The sequence below is a fragment of the Brevundimonas sp. KH_058 genome (assembly GCF_057838505.1).
In genome coordinates, this window is record NZ_CM174469.1 from 2,816,826 (window position 1) to 2,841,240 (window position 24,415).

Consider the following 24,415-nt stretch of genomic DNA (forward strand, 5'->3'; position numbering starts at 1 on the left):
GTGACCGACATTCTGATGCCGGCGCTGTCCCCCACGATGGAAGAGGGCACGCTGACGAAATGGCACATCAAGGCGGGCGACACCGTGTCGGCCGGCCAAGTGATTGCTGAGATTGAAACCGACAAGGCCACGATGGAAGTCGAGGCCGTGGACGAAGGCGAAGTGCTGGAAATCCTGGTCGCCGAAGGTTCGGAGAACGTGAAGGTCAATACGCCGATCGCGCGGCTTGCCGGCGAAGACGGCGCAGCGGCGCCCGCGCCCAAGGCGGCCGAAGTTGCTGAGGCGCCCAAGGCCGCGGCCGAAGGCAAGACCGGCGATCCCGAGAAGGCCCCGGCACAGACCTCGACCCCCAAGGTCGAATTGCGCGACCCAGAAATCCCGGCCGACGCCAAACTGGTCAAGACGACCGTGCGCGACGCCCTGCGCGACGCGATGGCCGAAGAGATGCGTCGTGACGACCGAGTCTTCCTGATCGGCGAAGAAGTCGCCCAGTACCAAGGCGCCTACAAGGTCAGCCGCGACCTGCTGCAGGAGTTCGGCGACCAGCGCGTCGTCGATACCCCGATCACCGAGCATGGCTTCGCCGGCCTGGGCGTCGGCGCCGCCATGTCGGGCCTGAAGCCGATCGTCGAGTTCATGACGTTCAACTTCGCCATGCAGGCGATCGACCACATCATCAACTCGGCCGCCAAGACCCTGTATATGTCGGGCGGTCAGATCCGCGCGCCGATCGTGTTCCGCGGCCCGAACGGCGCCGCCTCGCGCGTCGGCGCCCAGCACAGCCAGGACTATTCGGCCTGGTATGCTCAGGTTCCGGGCCTGAAGGTCATTGCGCCCTACGACGCGGCCGACGCCAAGGGACTGCTCAAGGCCGCCATCCGCGACCCGAACCCCGTCGTCTTCCTCGAACACGAGATGATGTACGGCCTGGAGTTCGACGTGCCGGACGTCGAGGACTATGTCCTGCCGATCGGCAAGGCCAAGGTCCGTCGCGAAGGCAAGGATGTCACCATCACGGCCCACAGCCGCATGGTCGGCTTCGCCCTGCAGGCCGCCGAGAAACTGGCCGAGGAAGGCATTGAGTGCGAGGTCGTCGATCTGCGCACACTGCGTCCGCTGGACACCGAAACCATCGTCGAGAGCGTCAAGAAGACCAGCCGTCTGGTCTCGGCCGAAGAGGGCTGGGGGCCGATGGGCGTCGGCGCCGAGGTCGTGGCCCGCGTCATCGAACACGCCTTCGACTATCTGGACGCGCCGCCGCTGCGGGTGCATCAGGAAGACGTGCCGCTGCCTTACGCCGCCAACCTGGAAGTGCTGTCGCTACCGGGCGTGGACAAGATCATCGCGGCCGTGAAACAGGTGATGGCATGACCGACATCCTGATGCCCGCCCTGTCTCCGACGATGGAGGAGGGCGTTCTGGCCAAATGGCACGTCAAGGTCGGTGACATCGTCTCCGCCGGCGACGTGATCGCCGAGATCGAAACCGATAAGGCCACGATGGAAGTCGAGGCCGTGGACGAGGGCGAGATCACCGACATCCTGGTCGCCGAAGGCACAGAAGGCGTTAAGGTCAATACGCCCATCGCCCGCCTGAAGGACGAGGGCGCTGTCGCCGCGCCCAAGGCTGAGGAAAAGCCCGCCGCCAAGACCGAGGAAGCGCCGAAGGCCGAAGCCGCTCCCGCCGCTGAAGCGCCCAAGGCCGCCGCCGCTGCTCCGGCTCCGGCTGCACCGAAGTCGGACAATGGCGAGCGCATCTTCTCTTCGCCCCTGGCGCGTCGCATCGCCGCCCAGAACGGCGTCGATCTGAAGTCGATCAAGGGCACCGGACCGCACGGCCGGATCGTCAAGCGTGACGTCGAGGGCGCGCCGAAGGTCGCCGCTCAACCGGCCGCCTCGACGGCGACCGCCGCAGCTGCGACCTCGGGCATCGAGCCGCGCAAGGCTCAGTCGCTGGCCCAGATGGGTATTCCGGACGGCAGCTACGACCTGATCCCGCTGGACGGAATGAAGAAGGCCGTGGCGCGTCGCATGGTCGACAGCATCCAGAACGTCCCGCACTTCCCGCTCTTCATCGACGTCGAGATCGACCAGCTGATGGCCGTCCGCGCCAAGGTGAACAAGATGCTGGAGCCGCAGGGCATCAAGGTGTCGGTCAACGACTTCGTCATCAAGGCTGCGGCCCTGGCGCTGAAGGCCGTGCCGGAGGCGAACGCCTCCTACACGCCGGAAGGCATCGCCATGCACCACAACGCCGACGTCTCGATGGCGGTGGCGATCGACGGCGGCCTGATCACCCCGATCATCAAGAAGGCCGAGACCAAGGGCCTGGCGCAGATCGCGACCGAGTCCAAGGATCTGGCCAAGCGCGCCCGCGAACGCAAGCTGAAGCCCGACGAGTTCCAGGGCGGCACCTTCTCGGTGTCCAACCTGGGCATGTTCGGCATCAAGCAGTTCACCTCGATCATCAACGAGCCCCAAGGCTGCATCATGAGCGTGGGGGCGGGCGAACAACGGGCGGTCGTCAAGAACGGCCAGGTCGTGCCGGCCACCGTCATGACCGTCACACTGACCTGCGATCACCGTGTGGTGGACGGCGCGATCGGCGCACGCTTCCTGCAGGCGTTCAAGCCGCTGATCGAAGATCCCGTCGCGATGCTGGCGTAAGGGGAGGGTGAGGTCATGACCTCGGTCTATGACTTCTCCGCCCGGGCCATCGACGGCACGGACGTTTCGCTGGACCGGTTTCGCGGTCAGGCGCTGCTGATCGTGAACACAGCGTCCAAATGCGGCTTCACCGGCCAATATGATGGTCTGGAAAAGCTGCATCGGACGTTCGCTGACCGGCCGTTCGAGGTGCTGGGTTTTCCCTGCAACCAGTTCGGCGAGCAGGAACCGGGCCGGACGGCGGAAATCGCCGCCTTCTGCGCTGCGAGTTTCGACGTCAGCTTCCCCCTGTTCGACAAGGTGGAGGTCAACGGGCCGAACCGGCATCCGCTCTATGCCTGGCTGACCCAACAGAAGCGCGGCTTCCTGGGCTCCCAGGCCATCAAGTGGAACTTCACCAAGTTCCTGACCGACCGCGAGGGCAGGGTGGTCGCCCGTTACGCCCCGCAGACAGAACCCGAGGCCATCAAGGCCGACATCGAGAAGTTGATCTGACCATGGCTGCTGAATTCGATCTCGTCGTCATCGGCTCGGGCCCCGGCGGTTACGTCGCGGCGATCCGCGCCAGCCAACTGGGCCAGAAGGTCGCCATCGTGGAGCGCGAGAACCTGGGCGGCATCTGCCTGAACTGGGGCTGCATCCCGACCAAGGCCCTGCTGAAGTCGGGCGAGAAGTTCGAGAGCCTGAGCCACCTGAAGGAATACGGTCTCTCCGCCTCGGGCGCTTCGTTCGACTTCGACGCCATCATCCAGCGCTCGCGGGGCGTAGCGGCGACGATGAACAAGGGCGTCGCCTTCCTGATGAAGAAGAACAAGATCGAGGTGATCGAGGGCTCGGCCACGCTCGAAAAGGGTTCCGCGGCGCCCAAGGTCGTCGTCGCCCTGAAGGCCGGCGGCACGCGCGCCATCGAGGCCAAGTCGGTCATGCTGGCGGTCGGCGCCCGCGCTCGGGCCCTGCCGCAGATCGGACTGGAGGCCGACGGCGACAGGATCTGGGCCTATCGCGACGCCCTGGCGCCCAAGAGCCTGCCCAAGTCCTTCGTCGTCATCGGTTCGGGCGCCATCGGCATCGAATTCGCCAGCTTCTATCGCGCGCTGGGCGCCGAGGTGACGGTCGTCGAGGCGGTCGAACGCATCATGCCGGTCGAGGACGAGGAGGTCTCCAAGGCCGCCCAGAAGTCGTTCGAAAAGCGCGGCATCAAGTTCAAGCTCGGCGCCAAGGTGACCAAGGTCACCAAGTCGGCCAAGGGCGTGTCCGTCGCCGTCGAGATCGGCGGCAAGGCCGAGACCCTGGAGGCCGAGGTCTGCATCTCGGCCGTGGGCATCACCGCCAACACCGACGGCATCGGCCTGGAGGCGCTGGGCGTCGAGCTGGACCGCGGCCACATCAAGACCGACAGCCACTGCCAGACCAACATCAAGGGCCTGTACGCCATCGGCGACTGCGCCGGCGCGCCTTGGCTGGCCCACAAGGCCTCGCACGAAGGCATCCACGCCGCCGAATATATCGCCGGCTACAAGACGCCGAACGTCCATTCGCCCATCGCCGGCTGCACCTACGCCCAGCCGCAGGTCGCCTCGGTCGGCGTCACCGAACAGGCCGCTCGCGCCGAGAAGCGCGACGTCAAGATCGGCCGCTTCCCGTTCCGCGTGAACGGCAAGGCCGTGGCCGCCGGCGAGATCGACGGCTTCGTCAAGGTGATCTTCGACGCCAAGACCGGCGCCCTGATCGGCGCCCACATGATCGGCCACGAAGTCACCGAGATGATCCAGGGCTATGTCACCGCCATCACCATGGAGGCGACGGAAGAAGACATCCACGGCATCGTCTATGCGCACCCGACCATGTCGGAGGCCATGCACGAAGCGGCGCTGGACGCCTACGGCCGCACCATTCACCTCTGATCCAGCCGTAACGCTCATCCTCCGGCGCGATCCGGAGGATGACGGCGACCGCGCGCGAGACTAGGCTTTTTCCAAACGGGGAATGTCGAATGGTTTCACTGCTGCGCGAACGGGTGAAGGGCCAGCACGCCCACGTCGGCTTCGTCGAATTATTCTTCGACCTGGTCTTCGTCTTCGCCATTACCCAGATCAGTCATCTGCTGATCCAGCATCCGACCCCGCTCGGCGCCCTCCAGGCCCTGATGCTGATGGCCGCCGTCTGGTGGAGCTGGATCTACACGTCGTGGGTCACGAACTGGCTGGACGTGGAGCAGACACCGGTGCGGATCGCCCTGTTCGCGATCATGGCCATCGGGCTGGTCATGTCCATCGCCCTGCCGGAAGCATTCGATCAAAGAGGACTGGTCTTCGCCGGCGCCTTCGTCGCCATCCACGTCGGTCGCGCCCTGTTCATGCTGTGGGCCGCGCGGAGCGACCGGGGTCTAACGCGCAACTTCCAGCGGATATTGAGCTGGGCGTTGCTGTCCGGCGTCTTCTGGATCGCGGGCGGGTTCGCCGATCCCGAGCAGAGACTGTTCTGGTGGCTGGGTGCGCTGGCGGTGGAATACGCCGGTCCAGCGTCGGGCTATCGCACGCCGGGCCTCGGCCGCGCCGATAGCACGGACTGGACGGTCGAAGGCGCGCATCTGGCCGAGCGTGTCGGCCTGTTCGTCATCATCTGCCTGGGCGAAACCTTGCTGGTCACCGGCGCCACCTTCGCGGAATTGACTTGGGGCGCCGCGACCATCGCCGCGTTCGCCTCCAGCTTCCTGACCACCATTGCGATGTGGCAGCTTTATTTTGGCCGCAAGCACGAGGCCGCGTCGGAGTTCATCGCGCATGCCCGAGACGCCGGCGCCATCGCCCGTCGGGCCTATACCTATGCACCCATCGTCCTGATCGCGGGCATCGTCGTGTCCGCTGTGGGAGACGAGTTCGTGCTGGCCCATCCCTTGAGCCATTCGCAGGCGCACATGACCGTCGCCATCCTGGGCGGACCGGCCATCTTTCTATTCGGATCGTCGCTGGCGGCCTATTGCGTGTGGGGGCGCTGGGCGATTGATCGGCTGGCGGCTTGCGGATTTCTGCTGTTGCTGATGGCGGCGGCGCTGACGGGCCTGGCGCCTGTGTCTTCGCTTTGGCTCAGCCTGATTTCGACGGCGGTGCTGCTGGTTGTCGTCGCCTGGGAAGCTCGACGAAGTCGGGACTGAGGCGCGACCTCAGCGCTTCTTGCCCAGTTCGGCAGCGATGTCCTTGGTCATGCGGCCGACCTTGCGGTGGGCGGCGGTGATTTGGTCGCGGGTCACGCCCCAGCGTTTCATCCAGTATTCGACAGACTGCCGCTCGGACAGGTCGATGCGGTCCTTGTCTATGAAGCCGCGCTTGTCCTTGAGGCCCGCCATGGTCGGCTCCGTCTGTTGGGGTAGATCGCCGAATTAGGCCTTCTCGACGAAACTGTCGATCACGCGCTTCTCCCCGGCCTTCTCGAAATCGACCAGCAGTTTGTTGCCCTCGATGACGCGGACATTGCCGTAGCCGAACTTCTGGTGGAAGACGCGTTCGCCCTTGGCCCAGCCTGAGCTCGACTTGGGGTCGGCCGTGGCGACAAGGCGGCCGTCACCTTCGATAACGGTCTTGCGGGCTGGAATCTTCGCAGGCGTCTGGGCGGCGGTGAAGCTCTGGGCGCGTTTCCAGCCGGGCGAGGAATAGCCGCTGCCGAACGAGGGCGCGTCGTCCCAGCGGCTCTTGGCCTCCTTCATGCCGGCGGAGGCTCCGTAATAGCCGGTGTCGGATTGCGGATCGACGTGTGCGATGGGCAGTTCATCGACGAAGCGGCTGGGCAGTTGCGAGGTCCACCGGCCATAGACCAGACGGTTGGCGGCGAACGAAATCCGAGCGTCCTGCTTGGCGCGGGTGACGCCGACGTAGGCCAGGCGGCGTTCCTCCTCCAGGCCCTTCTCGCCTTTCTCGTCGATGCTGCGCTGGCTGGGGAAGACGCCTTCCTCCCAGCCGGGCAGGAAGACCAGCGGGAACTCTAGCCCCTTGGCGCCGTGCAGGGTCATGATCTGCACCGCCCCGTCACCGTTGGGGTCTTCGCTGTTCGCGCGCTCCAGATCCATGACCAGCGAGACATGCTCCAGATAGGCCTGAAGCGTCTCGAACTGCTGCATCGACTGGGTCAGTTCCTTCAGGTTGTCCAACCGGGTCTGGCCGCTGGTCCGGTCGGCCTTCTGCATGTCGGTGTAGCCGCTCTCCTCCAGCACCGTCTCCATGACCTGCCAGTGGGGCGTGGTCTCGGACAGGGCGCGCCAGCGATCCACATCGCGCAAGAAGTTGGACAGGGCGGTGCGGGTGCGGGCCTGAAGCTCGTCGGTGTTGATCAGGCCGCGCACGGCGGTCAGAGCGGACAGGCCGTGCTGGCGGGCGAGTTGCAGCACCTTCTGCACGCTGGTGTCGCCGATTCCGCGCTTGGGCACATTGACGATCCGCTCGAACGCCAGATCATCGTCCTCGGACTGGATCAGCCGCATATAGGCGTGGGCGTCGCGGATTTCGGCCCGTTCGAAGAAGCGGGGGCCGCCGATGACGGCATAGGGGATGGCCAGCATGACCAGCCGCTCTTCGAACGCCCGCATCTGGAACGAGGCGCGGACCAGGATGGCCATGTCCTTGTATTTCAGGCCGGGCTCACCGGCGTGGGGACGGCGCGCGGTCTCGATCTCGTCGGCGATCAGCCGGGCCTCGGCCTCGCCGTCCCAGACGCCGCGCACCCGCACCTTGTCGCCGCTGTCGTCCTCGGTCCACAGGGTCTTGCCCAGCCGGTCGCGATTGGCGGCGATCAGGCCAGAGGCCGCGCCCAGGATATGGCTGGTCGAGCGATAGTTCCGCTCCAGCTTGACGATCTTGGCGCCGGGGAAATCGCGCTCGAAGCGCAGGATGTTGTCCACCTCGGCCCCGCGCCAGCCATAGATCGACTGGTCGTCGTCGCCAACGCAACAGACATTGCTGGTCGAGGCCGTCAGCAGCCGCAGCCACAGATACTGGGCGACATTGGTGTCCTGATATTCGTCGACCAGGATGTAGCGGAAGCGGCGGCGGTATTCCTCGGCCAGGTCCGCGTGCTGCGACAGGATGGTGATGTTGTGTAGCAGCAGGTCGCCGAAGTCGCAGGCGTTCAGGCTGCGCAACCGCGCCTGATAGGCGGCGTAAAGACCCTGACCCTTGCCATTGGCGAAATCCTCGCCGGGCGGCAGCTTCTCGGGCGTCCAGCCGCGGTTCTTCCAGTGGTCGATCAGGCCGCTGAGCGACTTGGGCGTCCAGCGCTTGGTGTCGATGTTGGCGGCTTCCAGAAGTTGCTTCAGCACCCGTTCCTGGTCGTCGGTGTCCAGGATGGTGAAGCTGGACTTCAGCCCGACCAGTTCGGCGTGCCGGCGCAGAATTTGAGCGGCGACCGAGTGGAAGGTGCCCAGCCAACGCAGCCCCTCGGCCGACGGGCCGATAAGATGGCTGATCCGCTCGCGCATCTCGCGCGCGGCCTTGTTGGTGAAGGTGACGGTCAGCAGTTCCCAGGGCTTTGCTCGGCCCGTCGCCAGGATATGCGCCAACCGCGTGGTCAGGACCCGCGTCTTGCCTGTGCCCGCGCCGGCCAGGACCAGAACGGGCCCCTCGGTCGTCTCGACCGCCTCGCGCTGCTCCGGGTTCAGCCCCTTCAGATAGTCGCGCGACGCCTCGCCCTCGGGCGCGCGGGCTCGCGCCAGGTCGGAAATACGGGGGGCGGGGAGATCGGTCACAGGCGCAGAAACATCCGTCAATCAGATTCGAAACCGGAACATAAGGGGACCGCGCGGCAATGTCAGGGCCGCCGCCACAATGAAACCTCGGAACCCGGCGGATCGACGACAGGTTCCTAGGTGCGATGCAGCGAAACACTCACACGAGGAAGGCGGCTTCGGGCCGCATGCCGCAGGGCAAGAAGGCGGGTTGGCTGGCCTTCATCCTGGGCATGGTCGGGATGTTTCTGATCATGGCGGTATGGGTCGCGCTGGTCGAAGTGGGCGAAGACCCGCATGCCGACGTCGAATTCATCGGACGATCGCAATCCGACGATGCGGCATCTGGAGAGGCTACTTCAGACTATAGGTGATGGTCGTAACGACCCGGACCTTCTTGTCGATGGAGGCGGCCTCGTCGCCGCCTGAGCCGTCACGCGGCAGGATTTCGAACGAGCCCTGGGTGGCCTGACGGATCGGGCCCAGCGGCGTGCCGCTGTCGTTGGCGAACTGTTCCGCGCCGGTGCGAGCCGCCGCCGTGCCCTCTGCGATCATCTGCGGGCGCACGTCGTTCAGCTTGGTGAAAATGTATGACGGCCCCTGGAAATCCTGAAGCACCACGTCCTGACGAACCAAGTCGTTGAGCAGCCGCGTCGTGGCCTGAACCCGCGCCACATCATTGGTTCGTACGATCACCGTCTGCGCCAGAATGAATCGTGGCCCGCCATTCTGGGCGGCGTATTCCCGCGACCGCGTGTCGGCGACCTCCAGCCGACCCAGTTCGATGGCTTCGGCAGGGTAGCCTTGCGCCGCCAAGAATCGCCGGACCAGCGCCAGATCGCCGTCGATCTTGGTCTGGACTTCCGACAGGACATCCCCCGAGGCCGTGAAGCGTAGCGGCAGGACGGCAAGGTCGGCCTTCACATTGCGTTCGGACAGGCCGCGCACCGTCACCGTGCGGTCGCCCGCCCGAGCATGAATGACGCCCTGACCGATCAGGGCGCCGGCGCCGATGAAGCCTAGGGCCAGAAGGCCGCCCATGACAGCGGCGGGGATCAGACGATTGTCGGTCATGAGGCGCTCTCCATTCGGCGGACGCTACGCCTGTCGCCCATGATCCGCCACCCAGTCCAGGGCCAGCAGGCGACAGGCAGAGGCCAAGGGGCGGCGGCCGCGATTGGCGTCGATCTCGGCCAGAAGCTGGGCCTTGCTGAGGTCGCGCGTGGCGGCGATCCGGTCCAGCACGGCCCAGAATTCGGGTTCCAGCGCGACCGAGGTCGCATGGCCCGCCAAGGCGACCGAGCGTTTGCTCAGACTGCTCAACGCGCGGACTTCAACACGATCTCGGCCGAGGTCGGCGCGCCGTTGGTCAGGATCGCGTGGCGTGTGTCGGTGACGAAGACCAGGGCGCCGGCCGCGTCGCGGATTTCGGCGCGGGCGGCATAGGTATGGCGCGGATCGATCTGAGACGTCGGGAAGCCCAGGGTGACGCGATAGGGCGGTGCGCCGGTCAGCGGCTCACTGGCCTCGGCCAGCACCTGTGCCGGGGCGTCGGCCAAGCTGACATCCTCGACCTTGACCGTCAGGACATGGCCGGGCGGCAGCATGATGCGCTCGCGATAGCTGGCGGTCACGTTCACGACGGTCGTTCCCGTCGTCATTTCCGGCGCGGTCGCGCAGGCGGCCAGAACCAGGGCGGCGGGCAGGATCAGGGGGGCGTTTCGCATGACGATCTCCTTTGTCGCCGCAGTGTGTCACACTCCGGCGCAAGACGTGAGCGGCGCCGATTGTGTTGCGATGATAAGCGGGCAGTCCGCCGCCGGAGATCGACCTTGAGCCGCCCTTTCATGATCGCCGCCATCGCCATCTGCGCCCTGATCTGGGGCACGACCTGGTATGCGATCACCCTGCAACTGGGGCCGGTCGATTCCATCGTGTCCATCGTCTGGCGGTTCGGCCTGGCCTCGGCGGTCCTGTTCGCCTTCTGCGCTGTGACGCGACGGCCGTTGCGCCTGACCCGCGCCCAGCACCTGGCCGCCATCGGGCAAGGCGCCTTCGTCTTCGCGGTCAGCTATGGCTTCGTCTATGCGGCCGAGGGACAGGTTGCATCAGCAGTCGTGGCGGTGATCTTCGCCGCCCTGGCCTTCGTCAACCTGATCCTGTTCCGGTTGATGGGCGGGCAGAAGGCGGCGCCCGCCGCGTGGATCGGCGCGGTCCTGGGCGTCATGGGGGTGGGGGTGCTGTTGTACGGCCAGATCACGGCGGCGGGCGCAGGCCTCAATCCGGGGCTGGGCGTGATCTTCGCCCTGACCGCCGTCCTGGCGTCGGCGTTCGGCAATTGGTTCGCCTGGAAGGGACAGGAGGCGGGCGCGCCCGTGATGGCTGCGACCTCCTGGGCCATGGCCTATGGCACTGTAATGCTGGCCTTCTACGGCGTTGCGACCGGCGTGACCTGGCGGATCGAGCCGACGCCGCACTATGTGCTGTCGCTGCTCTATCTGTCGCTGTTCGGGTCGGTGATCGCGTTCGGCCTGTATTTCACCATCGCCCGTCAGCGTGGCTATGCCCTGGCCAGCTATATCTCGGCGCTGACGCCGCCCATCGCCATGCTGGTTTCGGTGATCTTCGAGGGCGCGCGTTTCGGCTGGAGCGCCTTGATCGGCTTGGCGCTGGTGCTGGCGGGGCAGGTGATGCTGATCCGCGCGCCCAAGACCTGAGCCGTCAGCCGTCCGATTTCGGATCGCGCTTCTGACCGTCCAGCAGCTTGTCTGCGCGATGACGTTCCAGAGCGGACAGGGACTTATCGGCCTTGGTTCGACCGTGGACGACGCGATTGGTGGCGGCCTGCGCCTTGTCTTCGGCCTTGGCGCGCGTCTTTCTCGCCCGGTTCAGATTGATGATTTCGCCCATGATCAGTTCTTCGGCGGCTCTGCCGGCGTTTCTGCGGGCGTGGGCGCCAGCACCGCCGGCACCTGCGAGTCCGCGATGGTGGTCTGGGGAATGAACGGCTGGTCCGCCGGCCGCTCGCCCAGCCGGGTCCAGGCGTCTGCGCCGCGTCCGCGCTGGCGACCCAGTTCGAACATGGCCGTCATGGTTTCCTGATCGAACTTGAGGCTGGAGGCGGCGACATTGTCGGGAATGGCCGACAGTGCCATGTCCAAACCGTTACGCCGCGCAAAGGCCGCCGTCACCGCCAGGTGGATGCGCAGCGACGACTTGCTCATGCTGTCATAGGTCCGCGCCAGAATGCCGGACAGGCGGCCGGGCGTGACGCCGTCGTTGCGACCGACCTGACCGTTGACGATGACATAGAGGGCGCCGACGCGACCCTCGTCCTTGGGCCGGGTCCACAGCATCAGATCCTCGGGTATTGCCAGAAAGGGCGTGTTGACCCCGCCGTCGACGTGCATTTCCAGCACGACCTTGTCGTCGTCCTGAAGACCCGCGATCAGCACGGGCGGGAAGACGCCGGGAATGCTGGCTGAGGCGACCAGCACCTCCTTGAACAGTTCGCGGGCGTTCTCGTCGCCCTGGGTCGCCAGCAGGCCCATGTCCCAGATGACGGTCTGTTCGCTGTCCAGATCTGTCGTGGCGACCAGCAGGCGACGGCCCTTGGCGTGCTCGCGCGCCACGGCCTGCATCAGTTCGGGTGTGACGTTCTCGTCCACCAGGTTTCGCAGCGCTTGCGACGAGAACAGGCTGGGGTTCAGGAAGGCGGCGAAACTGCGCCAGCTCAGCAGGTTGTCAGCACCGCCGCTGGTGTAGGCGTGCTGAAGCTCGTCATCCCATTCCGAGCCCAGGAAGGCGAAGGGAGCCGCAAGGGCGCCGGTGCTGACCCCCGTGACGACGTCGAACACCGGACGGTCGCCCTGTTGGGTCCAACCGACCAGCAGCCCGGCTCCATAGGCGCCGTTGGCCCCGCCGCCAGACAGGGCCAGGATCGAGGTCGGATGATCCGGCCGCAACCGTTCGCCGATTTCCTGGGTGAAGGCCTGCAGTCGCGCGGTGTCGTTGGCGCGGATGCGCGGGTCCTCGGCCTTGACCAGCGTGCCGTCGGTGATCCTGAGCGGGCCGGTTGGCCGATCCAGTGTGCCACACGCGCTCAACGCCAAGGCCATGACGATGCCGAACAGGCCCGATCCGATCCGCCGCATGCGCTTGTTTCCAACCCTTTCTGGAGACGTGCTCTCTACCGCGTCGGGGCGGCGCCTGTCACCACATCAGAGAACAAGCGTCGCCGTTTGAAACCCGGCCTGGCGCCGCGTGTTCTCACCGACAGGACAAACCGAACTGTTGGAGACAGACATGGTCGACGTTTCGCTCATCAAGGAACACCTCGAAGTCGTAGGGTCGGACGGCGGCCATGTGGGGCGTGTCGATCACGTCCTGGGCGACCAGATCGAACTGGCCAAGCTGGACTTCGCCGGCGGCTTCAAGCACCACCTGATCCCGGTCAGCTGGGTTGAGAAGGTCGATGACAAGCACGTCCACCTGAACCTGACCCAGGAAGACGCCAAGGCGCGATGGTCGGAAAAGCCGCACTGATCACGGCGACTTAACGCGAATTCACGAAAGGCCCCGCTGCATAAGCGGGGCCTTATCGCTATCTAGAAGACGCCGCGTGAGGCGGCGCTGGAGCTTCGACCTTGATCCGCCTGATCCTCAATGTCCTTTGGCTCATCTTCGGCGGCTGGATTTCCGGCCTGCTGTGGCTGGTCGGTGGAGCCATCCTGGCGCTCACCGTCGTCGGCCTGCCGTGGACGTTTGCGGCGTGGCGTATCGCCAGCTATTCGTTCTGGCCCTTTGGCCGCGAGGTCGTGTGGCAGGATGCCCATCCGGTGGCAGGTTGCCTGGGCGTCGTGCTGAACATCGTCTGGTTCGTCGTCGCCGGCTGGTACATCGCGCTGACGCACCTGATCATCGCGGTGGCGGAGTTCGTCTCCATCATCGGCATTCCCTTCGCCCTGAAGGACCTGGAGCTGGCCAAGCTGGCGCTGGCCCCGGTCGGCCGCACCATCCGCGACAAAGCCTGACGTTCAGTCGAGGTTCAGCAGGATATCCAGCATCATCTCGCGCCGCGTCAGGAAGTTGCGCGTGACCTGATAATGGTCGGTGTCTTCGTACTCGACCCGCTCAAGCCCGTGCTCCGACGCCTGGTAAATCCAGGCGTTGGGATAGCCGAGCAGGATGGGGGAGTGGGTGGCGATGATCAGCTGCGACCGGGCGTTCACCAGTTCGTGCAAACGGCTGACGAACGACAGCTGGCGGCTGGGCGACAGGGCCGCCTCAGGCTCGTCTAGAATATAGAGACCGTCGCCGATGAAACGGTTGTCGAACAGGGCGAAGAAGCTCTCGCCATGCGATTGCTCATGCAGCGGCTTGTCGCCGAAACGGTCTGCGCCGTGATCTTCCAGATAGCTGGCCGTGGTGAAGAAGCTCTCGGCCCTCAGGAAAAAGCCGTCCTGAACACGCTGCGGCGACCGCACCGGACGCACGAAACGGTGCAGCGGCGAATGCGAGGTGCGGGTCTGGAACTGATGCTCGCGGCCGCCGCCCTCGGCGTTGAAACCCCACGCTACCGCCAGGGCCTCGATCAGGGTGGACTTTCCAGACCCGTTTTCGCCGACCAGAAAGGTGACGTTGGGGTGGAAGGTCAGCCGATCCAGGCTGCGCACGGCAGGCAGATTGAAGGGTAGGCCTCGGCGTCCCAGCCGTCTCGGCGCTCGAAGATGGCTTCGATCCAGTAGGGACGCTCCAGCGCGGTCATGATGTCAGCCCGGCGAGATCATCTTCTCGGGCCGCACCGCCTCGTCGAACTCGGCGTCGGTCAGATAGCCGCCGCCCACAGCTTCCTCGCGCAGGGTAGTGCCGTTCTTGTGCGCGGTCTTGGCGATCTTGGCGCAGAGGTCGTAGCCCAGCTTGCCGTTCAGGGCCGTGACCAGCATCAGCGAATTGTTCAGGCCGCGCGCGATATTGTCTTCGCGCGCCTCGATGCCGACGACGCAGTTGTCGGTGAAGCTGATGACCGCGTCGGCGACCAGACGCACGGACTGCAGGAAGTTGTAGGCCATCACGGGGTTATAGACGTTCAGTTCGAAATGCCCCTGCGAGCCGGCGAAGGTGATTGCGGCGTTGTTGCCGAACACCTGGACACAGACCTGGGTCAGGGCCTCGCACTGGGTCGGGTTGACCTTGCCCGGCATGATCGACGAACCCGGCTCGTTCTCTGGCAGGGCCAGCTCGCCCAGACCCGAACGCGGACCGGAGCCCAGGAAGCGGATGTCGTTGGCGATCTTGAACAGCGACGCGGCGACCGTGTTGATCGCGCCGTGGCTAAAGACCATTGCGTCGTGAGCGGCCAGGGCCTCGAACTTGTTCGGCGCCGTGGTGAAGGGCAGGCCGGTGATCTCGGCGATCTGGGCAGCGACCTTCTCGGCGAAGCCGACTGGAGCGTTCAGACCGGTGCCGACGGCGGTGCCCCCCTGGGCCAATTCCATCAGCTTGGGCAGGGTCTGTTTGATCCGCTCGATGCCGTTGGCGACCTGTTGGGCATAGCCGCCGAACTCCTGGCCCAGTGTCAGGGGCGTGGCGTCCTGGGTATGGGTGCGGCCGATCTTGATGATGTGGGCCCAGGCCTTGGCCTTGGCGTCCAGGGCGGCGTGCAGATGCTTCAGGGCCGGGATCAGGTCGTTGACCACCTGTTCGGCGCAGGCGACGTGCATGGCCGTGGGATAGGTGTCGTTCGACGACTGGCTCATGTTGACGTGGTCGTTGGGGTGGACCGGCTTCTTGGAGCCCATCTCGCCGCCCAGAATCTCGATGGCGCGGTTCGAGATCACCTCGTTCGCGTTCATGTTCGACTGGGTGCCGGAACCCGTCTGCCAGACGACCAGGGGGAAGTGGTCGTTCAGCTTGCCCTCGATGACTTCGTTGGCCGCCTTGACGATGGCGTCGGTCAGAGCCGGGTCCAGCTTGCCAAGATCGCGATTGGTCTCGGCAGCGGCGCGCTTGACGATGCCCAAGGCGCGCACGATCGGCAGGGGCTGCTTCTCCCAGCCGATCTTGAAGTTGCCCAGCGACCGTTGCGCCTGGGCGCCCCAGTAGCGATCGGCGGCGACTTCGATGGGGCCGAAGGTGTCGGTCTCTGTGCGGACGTTGCTCATGCGCGGAATCTCGTCTCTCAGGCGTGGCGATGGGTTGCGCGGGGGTGTAGCACGGTCGTCATGCAGGGCAAGAAGAGCGCGGACATCCTCACACCGGCAGGCGTCGCATGACCGCCGGCTGGATCGGAACCGGCAAGGTCCGGGCGCGCGAGGATGGCGACGCCGTCGAGATCGTCATCGACGGCCTGACCACCCAGGCCAAATACTACAAGCCGCTGGTCTATGAGTTTATGCGCAAGGAATGGCGCGCCGCGCGGCCGTCCTGGGGCGACCATGTCGTGGAGATCCGCATGGAGCATGTCGGCGAGCCGCCGTGGATGGATCTCGACAACCTGGCCAAGGCCCTGCTTGATTCCATCAAGGGCTATCTGTTCCACGACGACGCCCAGGTCGCGCGGCTGCTGGTCGAACGGCGCGAGGGCGAGCGGGAGCGGATCACGATCCGCTCCTATCCTCGCCGCGACTGACGCCGGCTATTTCTTGCGGAACTGGTCCAGCGACACGACCTTGGGCCCGTCCGAGATTGGCGACGGATCCTGAGGCGGGGTCGGCTCTTCCTCGATCTCTTCCAGAAGCTGCGGGTCCTCGAACTGCAGCAGGAACTGCACGCTCGGATCATAGAACCGCGTGACCGCAGAATAAGGGATCACCAGGCTCTTGGGCATGCCGCCGAAACGCAGCTTGACCGAAAAACGTTCGGGCTCGACGCGGAGGTCGTCGTACTGATGCTGCAGCACGACCGTCATCTCTTCGGGGTATTTCGCCAGGATGTCGGGCGCGACGCTGACGCCCACGGCGCGGGTCTTGAAGGTGATGTAGAAGTGATGCGCGCCGGGCAGACCTTCGGCCAGCACCCGTTCCAGCGCAGCGCGCAGGACGCCGCGCAGCGCCTCGTGCGCCAGGCGCTCATATTGCATCTCATCGACCGGAGGGGCCTGGTCGCTCATCGTCACCTCGCAACAGAGCGCGACTGATAGCGGGCCAAGCGTCCCGGCGAAAGATGCGAGGACGCTAAACCGCATCCCATTATTCGACTATCGGCGCCATTGTGCCGTTCGGCGAGGCGGCATGCCCCGCTTCATGAGTTGAGAGGGGCGGACTTATGGATGTGACCCGACGATTCCTGGGCATAGGTGCGGGGGCGGTTCTGGCGTCGCCCGGCGTTGCGGCTGCGGCGGTTTGCGCCCCGCGCGATGCGATCCTGTCGTCCGGTTTCATCTATGACGACGCGCCCTATCCTCAGGCCCACGCCTCGACAGTTGTTCAGGTTGCCGACGGCGCCATTGCGGCGGCCTGGTTTGGCGGGACGCACGAGAAACATCCCGACGTCTGCATCTGGTTCGCGCGAATGGATGGCGGAATCTGGGGCCAGCCGATCCAGGTGGCCGATGGCGTGCAGGCCGACGGCATGCGCTATCCGACCTGGAACCCGGTGCTGTTCCAATCGCCGAGCGGGCCGCTGATCCTGTTCTACAAGGTGGGACCCGATCCGTTCTCGTGGTGGGGCGTGGTGGTCGAATCGCAGGATGGCGGCCGGACGTGGTCCATGCCGCAACGGCTTCCCGACGGGGTGTTGGGGCCGATCAAGAACAAGCCGGTCGTCATGGCTGACGGCGCCTGGTTTTCGCCGTCCAGCACGGAGGCGGGTGAGGGTATGGGCAGCCATGTCGGGGCGAACTGGCGGCTGCATTTCGAGATCAGCCGTGATGAAGGTCGAACCTGGAGCCTGACTGAGCCGGTCGAATCGCCGCTGAACATCGACGCCATTCAGCCCAGCGTCCTGTTGCATGAAAGCGGGGGACTTCAGGCCGTGGCGCGCACGCGGCAAGGCGCGCTGGCTTCGACCTGGTCGCGAGATGGCGGCCGAACCTGGAGCCCGCTCGGCGCCATCGACCTGCCCAATCCCAACTCTGGAACGGACGCGGTCACGCTGAAGGACGGGCGTCATCTGCTGATTTACAATCATGCCGCCCATGCGCCCGAGACGCCAGGAAAGGGACCGCGCTGGCCGCTGAACCTCGCTCTCTCCGATGACGGCGTCGCCTGGCGCAATGTTCTGACGCTGGAGACGGAGCCGGTTCAGGCTGGCTATGCCTATCCCGCGATCATCCAGGCGGCGGACGGCCGCGTTCACGCGACCTGGACGCATGACCGCCGATGCATAAGCCACGCGGTGATCGATCCGTCGAAACTGGAATAGGAAGGAAAGCGCCGGGATTCTGTTGCCAGGCTCCCGACAGGCCCCGCCCAAGGATCTGAACCCCTAGGACTTAAGATTCGAAATCACCCGAACCGCATTACGCGGCGAGAGCGACTTCTCCAGCGAAGTTATCGTTCGCAGTTAGAAAATGGCCCGATACGGTGGGCCAGGACGAGCGAAAGCAATCCTCTTTACACGTCCGTCGATGCTAGTCGGCCCCATGCTGCCTCCGCCGATAACGCGGGGAGAAAGTTGGTGGAGCCGCCGGGAATCGCACCCGGGTCCGGTCCGCTTATTACAAGCGCGTTTATCGCTATAGTCCGGCCGAAACCTGACAGGACTGATATAGGCCCTAACGCGACGTGTTCCAAGAGTGAGCTACATACAACGGGGGCTAAAAGCCGCGACCCGGCATACCGGCTCCATCCTGGCCGTTGCCGCCAGCGCCCGCGCTGACGGCACGATCCAAGCGGCCGCTTTCCGTTCTGCTGGCGGCGCGGCGCTCATCCCGCTCTGCGACAGTCATGCAGATTCGACGACGGCGATTGGTGCCCACGACAGGTTCGCTTTGGCAAACTAGGCGTGAAGAATCGTCCCGCTGGTCTCGCTGACGGTCTACATTAACTGGAGCGATCTCTGTTGCCGTTTGCGACTGAGAAGGCGATGGAGACGATGCTTGGAGAACTGCAGAAAGAACCAATGCGCTTACAAACATGCTTTTCCCTCTTTCAAAAATGGCACCGATTTAAAAACTCTTACACGGATTGAAAGGCAATATTCCAGCCTTGAGTCTGATTTCTGAACCAGGTCAGTTGTCGTTTTGCGTAGTTACGCGTCGATTGCTTCAATGCAGCCTTAGCGGCTTCTAACGAAGCAGATCCATTAAGGTAGGAGGCGATCTCCCGCACACCCACCGCCTTCATGACGGGCAGAGTTGGATCAATATTGCGCTTGATCAGCGCGTCGACCTCTTCAATCGCGCCTCCCAAGAGCATTTGTTCCACGCGAATATCGCATTGCTCATAAAGACGGCGGCGGTCGATCTCCACGACATGGCCTTTCCATTGTCGGTCGCCCAACACTGGACGGGTTTGAGATTTCCATTTTGACAGGGATTTTCCGGTCGCGGCAAAAACGCTCGCCGCTCGGATCAATCTTTGACGGTCTCCCCGTTCGATGTTTTGCGCAGCAAGCAAATCTATCTCGGCCAGACGTGCCCGAAACGCGCTTTCGCCTTGGCTAAGATACTCCGCCTCCGCACTATCACGAATGATCTTTGGGACGGAGGGGATGTCAGCGAGGCCTTTGGTCAGGGCCATGAAGTAGAGGCCTGTCCCTCCAACCAATATGAACTGTCTTTCCCGCATTTGTGGGGCGTCGAGCAGATCGATCACTGACCTCGACCATTTGCCGACCGACCAGGCTTCGGCGGCGTCGGCGACGCCATACAGCCGATGGTCGGCCAGGGCTTCGTCCTCGGCGGATGGCCGCGCAGTCAGTATCCGCAGATCGGCGTAGAGTTGCTGGCTGTCGGCGTTGATGATCACAGCGCCGGTTGCACGCGCCATCTTCAGCGCGAGCGCTGACTTTCCCGAGGCGGTCGGGCCGGCGATCAGGATGATTGAGGGCGGTTGGGACAAATCGTGGCTCGCGGGACGGGTTCGAGGGCGATAGAACGCGCGCATCATCGCCTGCAAGTCTTCTGGAGACCGCCTTGGTCGAACGCACCGCCGTCCTCGCCGCCCTGGACACCGTCATCGACCCGGTTTCCGGCCAGGGGTTGGTTGCCGCCGGTCTGGTCCAAGGACTGGTGGTGGCCGATGACCGTGCGGGTTTCGCGCTTGAGGTCGATCGCAGCCAGGCCGCGGCCTATGCGCCCGTTCGTGACGCGGCGGAGGCGGCGCTGAAGGCCATTCCCGGCATGGCGCGCGTCTCCGTCATCCTGACCGCCGAGACCAAGCCCGCTGCTGCGCCACGCACGGCGGGCCTGTCCAAGGCTGCGGTCGATCAGGGCCGCGCCAAGGCCCCGGTCCCGACCGATCGTCCGGCCCATGTGCGCCGTGTCCTGGCCGTCGCCAGCGGAAAGGGCGGGGTGGGCAAGTCCACCGTCGCCGTGAATCTGGCGGCTGCGCTTGCGGCGCGCGGCCTGTCTGTCGGCATTCTCGACGCCGATGTCTATGGGCCGTCGCTGCCGACCATGCTGGGGATCAGTGGCCAGCCGGCCTATGAGGACGGGGCCATCGTGCCGCACGTCGCCCACGGACTGAAGGCCATGTCTGTTGGCCTGCTGACCAAGATGGACGACGCCATGATCTGGCGTGGACCGATGGCGTCGCAGGCTATCACACAGATGCTGACCCAGACCCGCTGGGGCACGGCCGAGGCGCCGCTGGACGTGCTGGTTGTCGATCTACCGCCGGGGACCGGGGACGTGCAACTAACCCTGATCCAGAAGACGCCGCTGGACGGGGCCGTCATCGTCTCGACGCCGCAAGAGGTGGCGCTGGCGGACGCTCGCCGCGCCCATACGCTGTTCCAGCGCGTCAATGTGCCGACGCTGGGCCTGATCGAGAACATGAGCGGGCCTGTCTTCGGTCAGGGCGGGGCAAAGGCCGAGGCCGAGCGTCTGGCTATTCCGTTCCTGGGCGATCTGCCGCTGAACGCCGCTCTGCGCGAGGGCGGCGACGCAGGGCGTCCGCCCGTCGCCGTCGATCCGTCGGGAGATATCGCCGCACTATTCGACGTCATCGCTGGCCGTATCGCCGCTGCTCTCGACCTTTAGAAAATATCTACGAGGGCGGGGTTTTCAAACGCAACCCTATTCGCCACCTTGGGTCTTACCGATACCCAAGGAGATCCTATGAGCGTCGACGCCCTGTTCAGCCCTTTCACAATCAAGGGCCTGACCCTGCCCAACCGCATCGTCATGGCGCCAATGACGCGGTCCTTCTCGCCGAACGGCATCCCGACATCCGATGTCGCAGCGTACTATCGCCGTCGCGCAGAGGGCGGCGTCGGCCTGATCGTGACCGAGGGTACGGTTGTCGAACGGCCGGCGGCGCGTAACGACGCCGCAGTGCCGGTCTTTCATGGCGAAGCCCTGCCGGAGTGGAAATCCGTGGTGGATGAGGTTCATGCCGCCGGCGGCCTGATCGCGCCGCAAATCTGGCACGTGGGATCGGCGCGCGGACGCGGCGACGACTGGACCCCGCTGGGCAAGGTCGACAGCCCTTCCGGCATGACCGCGCCGGGCAAGGCCAAGTTCGAGCCGATGACCGAAGAGGACGTCGCCGACACCATCGCCGCCTTCGGCCGCTCGGCCCGCGCCGCCCGTGAACTGGGCTTCGACGCCGTCGAGATTCACGGCGCCCACGGCTATCTGATCGATCAGTTCTTCTGGGGCGGCCTGAACGCCCGCGGAGACCGCTGGGGCGGCCCGACCATCGCCGACCGCGCCCGTTTCGGCGCCGAGGTCGTCAAGGCGGTGCGCGAGGGTGTCGGCGACGACATCCCCGTCATCCTGCGCCTGTCGCAGTGGAAGCTGCAGGATTACACCGCCCGCATCGCCGAGACGCCTGACCAGATGGTCGAATGGCTGACGCCGCTGTCGGACGCCGGGGTCGATGTCTTCCACTGTTCGCAGCGCCGCTTCTGGGAACCGGAGTTCGAGGGATCGGACCTGAATGTCGCCGGCTGGACCAAGAAGCTGATGGGCAAGCCGACCATCACCGTAGGCTCGGTTGGTCTAGACGGCGAGTTCATCGCGGCCTTCGGCGGAGAAGGCTCCAAGCCCGCTTCGCTGGACGGCCTGATGCGTCGTCTGGAGAACGAGGAGTTCGACCTGGTCGCCGTGGGCCGCGCGCTTCTTGCCGACCCGCATTGGGTGGCCAAGGTCCGCGACGGCCGCTCAGACGAGTTGCAGAACTTCGAGCGTTCGGCCTTGATGACCCTGTCCTGAGCGAATGACGTCGAGCCGGTTACGCCGGCTCGACGATCACGCCCGTGCCGTAGCACAGCACCTCGGTCACGCCCGGCATGATTTCGGTGGCGTCGTAGCGGACGGCCAGGATGGCGTTGGCGCCGTGCTCCGTCGCGTGCTTGACCAGTTCGTCATAGGCTTCCTGGCGCCCGGCCTCGGCCAGTTTCACATAGGCCCCGACACGGCCGCCCAGCATGGACTGGACGCCGCCGATGGCGTCGGAGATGGCGTTGCGTGACCGCACCGTCACGCCGCGCACCAGGCCGATGTGGCGGGTGACGCGAAAACCGGGCAGGTCGTTGGTGGTCGTGACGTACATCTGTCGATCCTAACGGCGTTGCAGCACACGGAAAGTGAAGGCGTGATCGTCCTTCTCGCCCGCCGGGTGCGATTCCGACGATACCTCGACCCAGGCCGTTTCGTCGAACGCGGGGAAGACCGCGTCGCCTTCGGGCGAGGCATCGACCTCGGTGATGTAGAGGCGTCTGGCGCGGGGCAGGGCGGCCTCGAACAGGGCCGTGCCGCCGATGACGCAGATTTCGTCCACGCCGTCCTCTTCGGCGGTCTCGCGCCCGATCTCGATGGCTTCGTCCAAGGTGGCGCAGACCAGGGCGCCCTTGGACATGCCGTCGGTTTCGTAGGATTCGTCCCGCGTCAGCACCATGTTGAGCCGGCCGGGCAGGGGCTTGAGCGGCAGGCTCTCCCAAGTCTTGCGGCCCATCAGGCAGGGCTTGCCCACGGTGATGGCCTTGAACCGTTGCAGGTCCGAGCGCAGTCGCCAGGGCAGATCGCCGTCGCGGCCGATGACGCCGTTGCGACCACGCGCGACGACCAGAGAAATGATGGGCTGGGGCAAGAACCTTGACCGTATCGATGCGTTGAGGTGGCCCAACCCATGGACGCGAGCCCCCTCATGAGCAAGTACATCCCCGCCATCGTCGTCGGTTTCCTCGTCGCAGTCGTCGTCAGCGGCGGTCTGGCGTTCTTTTTCTCATCCGCAGGCGCGGACGCCGGCTATCTGCCGATGATGGTCGGGGCCTTCCTGGGTATATTCACGGCCTATATCATGGCCAATCTGGCGGGCACCAAGCTAGGCAAGGCGGCGACGCCGGAGCAGAAGCAGGCGGTTCTGGAGGCACGGCCCGAACCGGGACAGGCGCTGCTGATCGTTTATCGCGAAGGCTTCGTGGGCAAGGCGGCGGGCATGGACCTGTCGGTGGACGATCGGTTCGTGGCCCAGTTGAAGAGCCCGCGCTTCACAGCCATTTCGGTCTCGCCAGGCGGCCACCAGCTGTCAATGGCGTTCGGCGGCCTGGCCGGCAAGCAGAACAAGCCGACGCTTGAGGGCTTCATCGCCGCGCCCGGCGACGTGATCGCCTTCCGCGCCACCATGCAGATGGGCATGATGAAGAACCGGATCGTGGTCGAACGCATCGAGAGCGACGGCGCCCTGGTCCAGCGCCTGAAGCCGATGATCATGATCGCGCCGGAGGCCTAGGCCCCGGCCGCGATCTCGGTTTGGGGCTCCAACCACTTCAGCCATTTGCGCTGCATGGCCTGATCCAGATCGACGCCGGCCCGCGCGCAATAGATCAGCAGCATGCCCAGCACGTCCGCCGCCTCGTCGCCCAGCGCCTGGGCGTCGGGCGCACCCCGCGCGCGGCCGGTCAGGCGCAGATGCTCGGCCGTCAGTTCGCCCAGCTCCTCCTGAAGTTTCAGCAGCGCCCAATCCCGATCACGGTCGATGTCGTGTTCGGCGGCATAGATGTCGGAGATGCGCAGGACAGAGACGGTGAGGTCTTTCAGGTCCATGTCTTCAGCGCCGCTCCACCGTCACGCCGTCAGCGGCGAAGGTCTGGAGCCGCGCGCGAGCGGCGGCGTCGTTCAGGGCATAGGCGTCGAGAAAATCCTCGGTCGCGCGAACGATCTGGTCGAAACGCTCGCCATCCGCCGTTCCGGGCAGTTGATGATCCGCCTCGGCGAAGATCATCAGGGTCTTGTCTCCGGCGGGGCTGGCGTCGAAGGCGGTGCGATGATCGCGCCAGTCGTCGGCGAAACCAGGAACCAGATCCCTGTCACCGGTGATCATCAACAGTGGACCATCAAGGGTGCGATAGGTGTCTGGCGTCACGACGTTGGGGATGTTTCCGGCCGAGGAAAAGGCGATCACGCCCTTCACCGCCGGATCGCCCATGGGGCCGGCGACAGTCACGGCCCCGCCCTCGATCAGGGACATCAGCGAGCCGAAGGAGTGGCCTGCCACGATCAGGGGCTTGTTCGGGTGGGTGCTCTCAGCCTCGCTGCGGGCGACGGCGAGATCGACCAGACGTGTCACGAAAGCGACCTGGCCCGTCGCGTCGCGATGAGGGTGCTTTTGAGAATCGACGTGCAGCGGGGCGATGACGGTGAAGCCATGCTGCGCCCACGCCGACAACAAACGACTATAGGCCTCTGGCGCGCCGCCGAAACCGTGACTGAAGACGACGACGCCGCGTTCCTCGGGTGCGGTCCAGACATCCAGAAGGACGGCGCGGCCGTCCGGCGCGGGGATGGACAGCCGTGTCGGAACGATCGCCGCCGTTTGCTGGCTGGGGACGGCTTGAAGGGCCGCAGCGGGCGTGAACGGCGCGACCAGAAGGAAAAGGCTGGCCAAACCAGCCAGGGCGGGGCGCATCGGCATCGACGACTCCGAGA

The 24,415-nt window shown here is 65.2% G+C and carries 29 protein-coding genes and 1 other RNA gene; 14 read left to right on the forward strand and 16 right to left on the reverse strand.

Going from position 1 to position 24,415, the window contains the following annotated elements; translation table 11 throughout:
* The 5 genes from AC3ISA_RS13900 to AC3ISA_RS13920 all read left to right on the forward strand — a co-directional run bounded on the left by AC3ISA_RS13900 (position 1) and on the right by AC3ISA_RS13920 (position 5,820).
* Positions 1–1,371 (forward strand): pyruvate dehydrogenase complex E1 component subunit beta, encoded by a 1,371-nt coding sequence (locus tag AC3ISA_RS13900; RefSeq protein ID WP_489178325.1) that lies wholly within the window; start codon positions 1–3, stop codon positions 1,369–1,371.
* Positions 1,368–2,666 carry a pyruvate dehydrogenase complex dihydrolipoamide acetyltransferase gene (locus AC3ISA_RS13905; RefSeq protein ID WP_489178326.1) on the forward strand — a complete coding sequence of 433 codons (1,299 nt, stop codon included), beginning with the start codon at positions 1,368–1,370 and terminating at the stop codon, positions 2,664–2,666. The genes AC3ISA_RS13900 and AC3ISA_RS13905 overlap by 4 nt, the downstream gene beginning before the upstream one ends.
* A 15-nt stretch (positions 2,667–2,681) precedes the next feature.
* Entirely contained in the window at positions 2,682–3,161 is a 480-nt protein-coding gene (locus AC3ISA_RS13910; RefSeq protein WP_489178327.1) for a glutathione peroxidase, read from the forward strand.
* Positions 3,162–3,163: 2 nt separating this feature from the next.
* Positions 3,164–4,570, forward strand: a complete 1,407-nt coding sequence (gene lpdA / locus AC3ISA_RS13915) for a dihydrolipoyl dehydrogenase (RefSeq protein ID WP_489178328.1) — start codon at positions 3,164–3,166, stop codon at positions 4,568–4,570.
* A gap of 89 nt (positions 4,571–4,659) precedes the next feature.
* On the forward strand, positions 4,660–5,820 hold the full coding sequence (locus AC3ISA_RS13920) for a low temperature requirement protein A (protein ID WP_489178329.1): 1,161 nt from the start codon (positions 4,660–4,662) through the stop codon (positions 5,818–5,820).
* A 9-nt stretch (positions 5,821–5,829) separates the two neighbouring features.
* Here the strand turns inward: AC3ISA_RS13920 and AC3ISA_RS13925 are convergent, their stop codons facing one another.
* Together AC3ISA_RS13925 and AC3ISA_RS13930 are read right to left on the reverse strand one after the other, a co-directional pair.
* On the reverse strand, positions 5,830–6,012 hold the full coding sequence (locus AC3ISA_RS13925; RefSeq protein WP_008259491.1) for a DUF3606 domain-containing protein: 183 nt from the start codon (positions 6,010–6,012) through the stop codon (positions 5,830–5,832).
* A 33-nt stretch (positions 6,013–6,045) separates the two neighbouring features.
* Positions 6,046–8,400, reverse strand: a complete 2,355-nt coding sequence (locus tag AC3ISA_RS13930; protein ID WP_489178330.1) for an ATP-dependent helicase — start codon at positions 8,398–8,400, stop codon at positions 6,046–6,048.
* A 167-nt stretch (positions 8,401–8,567) separates the two neighbouring features.
* Here AC3ISA_RS13930 and AC3ISA_RS13935 point away from each other — a divergent pair, with 167 nt between their 5' ends.
* On the forward strand, positions 8,568–8,753 hold the full coding sequence (locus AC3ISA_RS13935) for a hypothetical protein (protein ID WP_489178331.1): 186 nt from the start codon (positions 8,568–8,570) through the stop codon (positions 8,751–8,753).
* Here AC3ISA_RS13935 and AC3ISA_RS13940 read toward each other — a convergent pair.
* The 3 genes from AC3ISA_RS13940 to AC3ISA_RS13950 are packed head-to-tail and all read right to left on the reverse strand — an operon-like array spanning position 8,734 to position 10,106.
* The gene (locus tag AC3ISA_RS13940; RefSeq protein ID WP_489178332.1) at positions 8,734–9,453 is read right to left on the reverse strand and encodes an SIMPL domain-containing protein; all 720 of its coding nucleotides are present in this window, start codon (positions 9,451–9,453) and stop codon (positions 8,734–8,736) included. The genes AC3ISA_RS13935 and AC3ISA_RS13940 overlap by 20 nt on opposite strands.
* Before the next feature lie 24 nt (positions 9,454–9,477).
* Positions 9,478–9,702, reverse strand: coding sequence for a ribbon-helix-helix domain-containing protein (locus AC3ISA_RS13945; RefSeq protein ID WP_489178333.1), 225 nt, complete (start codon positions 9,700–9,702; stop codon positions 9,478–9,480).
* Positions 9,699–10,106, reverse strand: coding sequence for a YbaY family lipoprotein (locus tag AC3ISA_RS13950; protein WP_489178334.1), 408 nt, complete (start codon positions 10,104–10,106; stop codon positions 9,699–9,701). The genes AC3ISA_RS13945 and AC3ISA_RS13950 overlap by 4 nt, the downstream gene beginning before the upstream one ends.
* Before the next feature lie 105 nt (positions 10,107–10,211).
* Between AC3ISA_RS13950 and AC3ISA_RS13955 the strand changes: the two genes are divergently transcribed.
* A complete protein-coding gene (locus AC3ISA_RS13955; protein WP_489178335.1) occupies positions 10,212–11,096 on the forward strand; it encodes a DMT family transporter in 885 nt (294 codons plus the stop codon).
* A 4-nt stretch (positions 11,097–11,100) separates the two neighbouring features.
* Here the strand turns inward: AC3ISA_RS13955 and AC3ISA_RS13960 are convergent, their stop codons facing one another.
* Positions 11,101–11,289, reverse strand: a complete 189-nt coding sequence (locus AC3ISA_RS13960) for a DUF4169 family protein (RefSeq protein WP_489178336.1) — start codon at positions 11,287–11,289, stop codon at positions 11,101–11,103.
* Between the two features lie 2 nt (positions 11,290–11,291).
* The gene (locus tag AC3ISA_RS13965; protein WP_489178337.1) at positions 11,292–12,533 is read right to left on the reverse strand and encodes a patatin-like phospholipase family protein; all 1,242 of its coding nucleotides are present in this window, start codon (positions 12,531–12,533) and stop codon (positions 11,292–11,294) included.
* Between the two features lie 151 nt (positions 12,534–12,684).
* Here AC3ISA_RS13965 and AC3ISA_RS13970 point away from each other — a divergent pair, with 151 nt between their 5' ends.
* Both AC3ISA_RS13970 and AC3ISA_RS13975 read left to right on the forward strand, forming a co-directional pair.
* Positions 12,685–12,924 (forward strand): DUF2171 domain-containing protein, encoded by a 240-nt coding sequence (locus tag AC3ISA_RS13970; RefSeq protein ID WP_425983728.1) that lies wholly within the window; start codon positions 12,685–12,687, stop codon positions 12,922–12,924.
* Positions 12,925–13,025: 101 nt separating this feature from the next.
* A complete protein-coding gene (locus tag AC3ISA_RS13975) occupies positions 13,026–13,412 on the forward strand; it encodes a YccF domain-containing protein (protein WP_489178338.1) in 387 nt (128 codons plus the stop codon).
* 3 nt (positions 13,413–13,415) lie between these two features.
* Here the strand turns inward: AC3ISA_RS13975 and AC3ISA_RS13980 are convergent, their stop codons facing one another.
* Positions 13,416–14,054, reverse strand: coding sequence for an AAA family ATPase (locus AC3ISA_RS13980; RefSeq protein WP_489178339.1), 639 nt, complete (start codon positions 14,052–14,054; stop codon positions 13,416–13,418).
* Positions 14,055–14,150: 96 nt separating this feature from the next.
* Positions 14,151–15,542 (reverse strand): class II fumarate hydratase, encoded by a 1,392-nt coding sequence (fumC, locus tag AC3ISA_RS13985; protein ID WP_489178340.1) that lies wholly within the window; start codon positions 15,540–15,542, stop codon positions 14,151–14,153.
* A gap of 107 nt (positions 15,543–15,649) precedes the next feature.
* Here fumC and AC3ISA_RS13990 point away from each other — a divergent pair, with 107 nt between their 5' ends.
* On the forward strand, positions 15,650–16,009 hold the full coding sequence (locus tag AC3ISA_RS13990) for a RusA family crossover junction endodeoxyribonuclease (RefSeq protein WP_346496818.1): 360 nt from the start codon (positions 15,650–15,652) through the stop codon (positions 16,007–16,009).
* Between the two features lie 6 nt (positions 16,010–16,015).
* Here the strand turns inward: AC3ISA_RS13990 and AC3ISA_RS13995 are convergent, their stop codons facing one another.
* A complete protein-coding gene (locus AC3ISA_RS13995) occupies positions 16,016–16,489 on the reverse strand; it encodes an SspB family protein (protein ID WP_372691937.1) in 474 nt (157 codons plus the stop codon).
* A 161-nt stretch (positions 16,490–16,650) separates the two neighbouring features.
* On the opposite strand from AC3ISA_RS13995, the gene AC3ISA_RS14000 reads away from it, so the two are divergent.
* Entirely contained in the window at positions 16,651–17,742 is a 1,092-nt protein-coding gene (locus tag AC3ISA_RS14000; RefSeq protein WP_489178341.1) for a sialidase family protein, read from the forward strand.
* A 7-nt stretch (positions 17,743–17,749) separates the two neighbouring features.
* Here the strand turns inward: AC3ISA_RS14000 and ssrA are convergent.
* Positions 17,750–18,117, reverse strand: a transfer-messenger RNA (tmRNA) gene (gene ssrA / locus AC3ISA_RS14005).
* A gap of 380 nt (positions 18,118–18,497) precedes the next feature.
* Complete coding sequence (gene miaA, locus AC3ISA_RS14010; protein WP_489178342.1) at positions 18,498–19,430, reverse strand: tRNA (adenosine(37)-N6)-dimethylallyltransferase MiaA; 933 nt, start codon at positions 19,428–19,430, stop codon at positions 18,498–18,500.
* A gap of 26 nt (positions 19,431–19,456) precedes the next feature.
* Here miaA and AC3ISA_RS14015 point away from each other — a divergent pair, with 26 nt between their 5' ends.
* Together AC3ISA_RS14015 and AC3ISA_RS14020 are read left to right on the forward strand one after the other, a co-directional pair.
* Positions 19,457–20,524, forward strand: coding sequence for an Mrp/NBP35 family ATP-binding protein (locus tag AC3ISA_RS14015; protein ID WP_489178343.1), 1,068 nt, complete (start codon positions 19,457–19,459; stop codon positions 20,522–20,524).
* Positions 20,525–20,602: 78 nt separating this feature from the next.
* The gene (locus AC3ISA_RS14020; RefSeq protein ID WP_489178344.1) at positions 20,603–21,700 is read left to right on the forward strand and encodes an NADH:flavin oxidoreductase; all 1,098 of its coding nucleotides are present in this window, start codon (positions 20,603–20,605) and stop codon (positions 21,698–21,700) included.
* Positions 21,701–21,719: 19 nt separating this feature from the next.
* Here AC3ISA_RS14020 and AC3ISA_RS14025 read toward each other — a convergent pair whose 3' ends face one another.
* A complete protein-coding gene (locus AC3ISA_RS14025; RefSeq protein WP_409716096.1) occupies positions 21,720–22,040 on the reverse strand; it encodes a YbjQ family protein in 321 nt (106 codons plus the stop codon).
* 9 nt (positions 22,041–22,049) lie between these two features.
* The gene (locus AC3ISA_RS14030) at positions 22,050–22,577 is read right to left on the reverse strand and encodes a dihydrofolate reductase (protein ID WP_489178345.1); all 528 of its coding nucleotides are present in this window, start codon (positions 22,575–22,577) and stop codon (positions 22,050–22,052) included.
* Between the two features lie 57 nt (positions 22,578–22,634).
* Between AC3ISA_RS14030 and AC3ISA_RS14035 the strand changes: the two genes are divergently transcribed.
* Positions 22,635–23,219 carry a hypothetical protein gene (locus tag AC3ISA_RS14035; protein WP_489178346.1) on the forward strand — a complete coding sequence of 195 codons (585 nt, stop codon included), beginning with the start codon at positions 22,635–22,637 and terminating at the stop codon, positions 23,217–23,219.
* Here the strand turns inward: AC3ISA_RS14035 and AC3ISA_RS14040 are convergent.
* Both AC3ISA_RS14040 and AC3ISA_RS14045 read right to left on the reverse strand, forming a co-directional pair.
* Positions 23,216–23,533: a phosphoribosyl-ATP pyrophosphohydrolase gene (locus tag AC3ISA_RS14040; protein ID WP_489178347.1), complete on the reverse strand. Its 318-nt coding sequence runs from the start codon at positions 23,531–23,533 to the stop codon at positions 23,216–23,218. The two genes, AC3ISA_RS14035 and AC3ISA_RS14040, sit on opposite strands and share 4 nt — an antisense overlap.
* Positions 23,534–23,537: 4 nt before the next feature.
* Positions 23,538–24,401, reverse strand: a complete 864-nt coding sequence (locus AC3ISA_RS14045) for an alpha/beta hydrolase family protein (protein ID WP_489178348.1) — start codon at positions 24,399–24,401, stop codon at positions 23,538–23,540.
* Between the last annotated feature and the right edge of the window lie 14 nt (positions 24,402–24,415).

Excerpts from the sequence above, each read along its gene's own strand:
- AC3ISA_RS13905 (WP_489178326.1), top strand. The coding sequence starts at position 1,368 with ATGACCGACATCCTGATGCCCGCCCTGTCTCCGACGATGGAGGAGGGC.
- AC3ISA_RS13910 (WP_489178327.1), top strand. The coding sequence starts at position 2,682 with ATGACCTCGGTCTATGACTTCTCCGCCCGGGCCATCGACGGCACGGAC.
- lpdA (WP_489178328.1), top strand. The coding sequence starts at position 3,164 with ATGGCTGCTGAATTCGATCTCGTCGTCATCGGCTCGGGCCCCGGCGGT.
- AC3ISA_RS13920 (WP_489178329.1), top strand. The coding sequence starts at position 4,660 with ATGGTTTCACTGCTGCGCGAACGGGTGAAGGGCCAGCACGCCCACGTC.
- AC3ISA_RS13925 (WP_008259491.1), bottom strand. The coding sequence starts at position 6,012 with ATGGCGGGCCTCAAGGACAAGCGCGGCTTCATAGACAAGGACCGCATC.
- AC3ISA_RS13935 (WP_489178331.1), top strand. The coding sequence starts at position 8,568 with ATGCCGCAGGGCAAGAAGGCGGGTTGGCTGGCCTTCATCCTGGGCATG.
- AC3ISA_RS13940 (WP_489178332.1), bottom strand. The coding sequence starts at position 9,453 with ATGACCGACAATCGTCTGATCCCCGCCGCTGTCATGGGCGGCCTTCTG.
- AC3ISA_RS13950 (WP_489178334.1), bottom strand. The coding sequence starts at position 10,106 with ATGCGAAACGCCCCCCTGATCCTGCCCGCCGCCCTGGTTCTGGCCGCC.
- AC3ISA_RS13960 (WP_489178336.1), bottom strand. The coding sequence starts at position 11,289 with ATGGGCGAAATCATCAATCTGAACCGGGCGAGAAAGACGCGCGCCAAG.
- AC3ISA_RS13965 (WP_489178337.1), bottom strand. The coding sequence starts at position 12,533 with ATGCGGCGGATCGGATCGGGCCTGTTCGGCATCGTCATGGCCTTGGCG.
- AC3ISA_RS13970 (WP_425983728.1), top strand. The coding sequence starts at position 12,685 with ATGGTCGACGTTTCGCTCATCAAGGAACACCTCGAAGTCGTAGGGTCG.
- fumC (WP_489178340.1), bottom strand. The coding sequence starts at position 15,542 with ATGAGCAACGTCCGCACAGAGACCGACACCTTCGGCCCCATCGAAGTC.
- AC3ISA_RS13990 (WP_346496818.1), top strand. The coding sequence starts at position 15,650 with ATGACCGCCGGCTGGATCGGAACCGGCAAGGTCCGGGCGCGCGAGGAT.
- AC3ISA_RS13995 (WP_372691937.1), bottom strand. The coding sequence starts at position 16,489 with ATGAGCGACCAGGCCCCTCCGGTCGATGAGATGCAATATGAGCGCCTG.
- miaA (WP_489178342.1), bottom strand. The coding sequence starts at position 19,430 with ATGATGCGCGCGTTCTATCGCCCTCGAACCCGTCCCGCGAGCCACGAT.
- AC3ISA_RS14020 (WP_489178344.1), top strand. The coding sequence starts at position 20,603 with ATGAGCGTCGACGCCCTGTTCAGCCCTTTCACAATCAAGGGCCTGACC.
- AC3ISA_RS14025 (WP_409716096.1), bottom strand. The coding sequence starts at position 22,040 with ATGTACGTCACGACCACCAACGACCTGCCCGGTTTTCGCGTCACCCGC.
- AC3ISA_RS14035 (WP_489178346.1), top strand. The coding sequence starts at position 22,635 with ATGAGCAAGTACATCCCCGCCATCGTCGTCGGTTTCCTCGTCGCAGTC.
- AC3ISA_RS14040 (WP_489178347.1), bottom strand. The coding sequence starts at position 23,533 with ATGGACCTGAAAGACCTCACCGTCTCTGTCCTGCGCATCTCCGACATC.
- AC3ISA_RS14045 (WP_489178348.1), bottom strand. The coding sequence starts at position 24,401 with ATGCCGATGCGCCCCGCCCTGGCTGGTTTGGCCAGCCTTTTCCTTCTG.